Source organism: Azospirillum sp. UFLA03-27, assembly GCF_059803775.1.
Genome location: NZ_JAUQTX010000465.1, coordinates 1 through 2,105, shown reverse-complemented (window position 1 = coordinate 2,105; position 2,105 = coordinate 1). Strand labels below are relative to the sequence as shown.

Below are 2,105 nucleotides of genomic sequence, written 5' to 3'. Positions count from 1 at the left end.
ACCACCCCCAGGCCCCCTCGCTGCGGCGGCATTGAGCCGCCGCGCATCCTCGCTTGTTGAAGGGCAGGGATCAGACCGGACGATTCAGGCCCGGGAAGGGGACGGCGTCGGGTGTCAGGGCGTCGGAGGACGCCGTCCCGGCGCCGAAGGCACGTTCGAAGATGCGGTCGGCCAGATCGGCAGGGGGCGTGGCCTCACCGTCCGTTTCCGCCAGGGCAAGGTCGATGGCCACCATTTCGTCCAGCATGGACTGGGCCGCAACGGACTGGGCGAGAAGGCGGCGCGCCTCCCGCAGCGTCGCGCGGGGCCAGCGCTCCAGATCGCCGCCGTGGCGGTCCAGCAGTTCGCGAAACTCGTCTTCGGTCATCGCGTCATCCGTCTTCGAACGAATCCCTGGCGGCCTGCGCGCTGGCGCGCAACAGCGTGCGAAGCTGCTGGCGGGCGCGTTTCAGCAGCGATTCCACAGCAGTTACGCTGATTTGCATAATGGTCGCAACCTCGGCGCCGCTCAAGCCCTCGTTATAATAAAGGGCGAGGGCGGCGCGCTGCTGCGCCGGCAGCCGGTCCTGGGCGTCGCGCAGGCGGGCGGCCACCTGCCGGCGCTGGATGCGGGTGATGGCGTCGGGGGCGTGGTCCGGCGGCTCGGGAACCGAGTCCAGATCCTCCCCCGCCGGGCGGCGCCGGTGGTCGATGCAGCGGTTCACCACCACGCGGTAGAGCCATGTGGTGAACTTGGCCCCCTCGTCGGTCCAGTGGTCGCGCCGCTGCCAGACCTGGAGGAAGGTGTCCTGGGCGATGTCCTCCGCCTCGGCGTCGCTGCCGCACATGCGGCGGGCGAGCGCGTAGGCGCGCTTCAGGTGGCGGTGGACGAGCGTGCGGTAGGCCGCCTGGTCCCCGGCACGGATGCGCGCCATCAGAACCTCGTCAGTCTCCGCCGCCAAGCCGGCGACGCTCCCGCCGGACACGGAATTGGAAAGGGTGCCGGACGGACGCGTGCCGTCCTCAGCCAAACAGGCCGCCGCGCGCATGATCCATGGATCTCCCGATCACGGATGCGTGCGACCCTTTGGCCGAAGCACCGGTTGGACTGGGGACCACACCGCGTTCTGCGGCGATGGTCTGCCACGCCTTCGTCATGAAGGACAGCTGGCGGATGATGGCCTCGGTCGCAGCCACGGGGTCCCGGCGCGCGGCGGCCAGACCGGCCTGCCGGACCAGGGACCGATAGAAGCGCCGCAGCGTTGCCGCGACATCCCCACCTTTATCCAATTTCAGAATGGAATCAAGCCCCAGGAGGATGGTGATGGCGCGGTCCATGGCCTGGAAATGGGCGTCGAACCGGCCGTCCCGCGCGGCGTCGCGCGCCTGGTGCAGATGCGCCGTCGCCGTCTCGTAGAGGCGGACGACGGCGACCACGGGCGGCAGCGCCGCGCTGTTGGCGGAAGCGTAGGCGGACAGGGCCTTGGTCAGGGTCGGGTTGCGCATGGCGCGGCTTCTCCGGATGGGGATGCGGGGACGTTGGCGGCGCGCGGCGCCGTCAGTCGTCGCTGCTTTCCTTGTATTTGAGCTGCTGGAGCAGGAGGTTCGCGGCCTCCGCCTTGGCCTCCAGCCGGGCGTAGTAGGCGGTCAGGCGGGTGCGGTAGTCCCCGGCCTTGGTTTTGATGTCGCCGGACCGCCGGGTCATCTCGGTGTTGTCGGCGTCGAGCTGCGAGACGATCCGGGCGATGTCGCCGCTGTCCTTTGCCGCGATGCCGCTCAGCGTGGTGTAGAGCCGGTCGGCCAGCCCTTGCGAGAAGTCGAGGTCCACCGATCCGGTCTGGCCGGTGTAGACCAGCACCAGCCCGGCGAAGGCGGTGCCGTCGTTGCCGATGATGCGGTTGCCGCTGACCCGGAACAGCGTGTCGTCGCCGTCCACCGACGCGCCGGACAGGGTGCCGTCCTCGGCCACCGTGATGTCCAGCGTGACGTCGGTGCGGCCGAGGCTGCGGTCGTAGCGCAGCAGCTTCAAGTCGGTGGAGGAACTGGTCATCTCCAGCCCGAGCAGCGTGCGCACCCCGTCGATGTCGCCGGTCAGGGCGGCGTTCAGCGCCGTCTCGTCCACTTTC

The 2,105-nt window shown here is 69.7% G+C and carries 3 protein-coding genes and 1 pseudogene; all 4 read right to left on the bottom strand.

Going from position 1 to position 2,105, the window contains the following annotated elements:
• Positions 1 to 70 precede the first annotated feature (70 nt).
• Positions 71 to 367 carry a hypothetical protein gene (locus Q4I23_RS32385; RefSeq protein ID WP_454019714.1) on the bottom strand — a complete coding sequence of 99 codons (297 nt, stop codon included), beginning with the start codon at positions 365 to 367 and terminating at the stop codon, positions 71 to 73.
• A 4-nt stretch (positions 368 to 371) separates the two neighbouring features.
• Entirely contained in the window at positions 372 to 941 is a 570-nt protein-coding gene (locus tag Q4I23_RS32380; RefSeq protein WP_498528962.1) for an RNA polymerase sigma factor, read from the bottom strand.
• Between the two features lie 61 nt (positions 942 to 1,002).
• Positions 1,003 to 1,485, bottom strand: coding sequence for a flagellar export chaperone FliS (locus tag Q4I23_RS32375; RefSeq protein WP_454019716.1), 483 nt, complete (start codon positions 1,483 to 1,485; stop codon positions 1,003 to 1,005).
• Positions 1,486 to 1,537: 52 nt separating this feature from the next.
• Positions 1,538 to 2,105, bottom strand: a pseudogene (locus tag Q4I23_RS32370) (flagellar filament capping protein FliD); the annotation flags it as partial.

What these genes read in the sequence shown, in the direction of transcription:
- Q4I23_RS32385 (WP_454019714.1), bottom strand. Translation starts at nt 367, where the DNA reads ATGACCGAAGACGAGTTTCGCGAACTGCTGGACCGCCACGGCGGCGAT.
- Q4I23_RS32375 (WP_454019716.1), bottom strand. Translation starts at nt 1,485, where the DNA reads ATGCGCAACCCGACCCTGACCAAGGCCCTGTCCGCCTACGCTTCCGCC.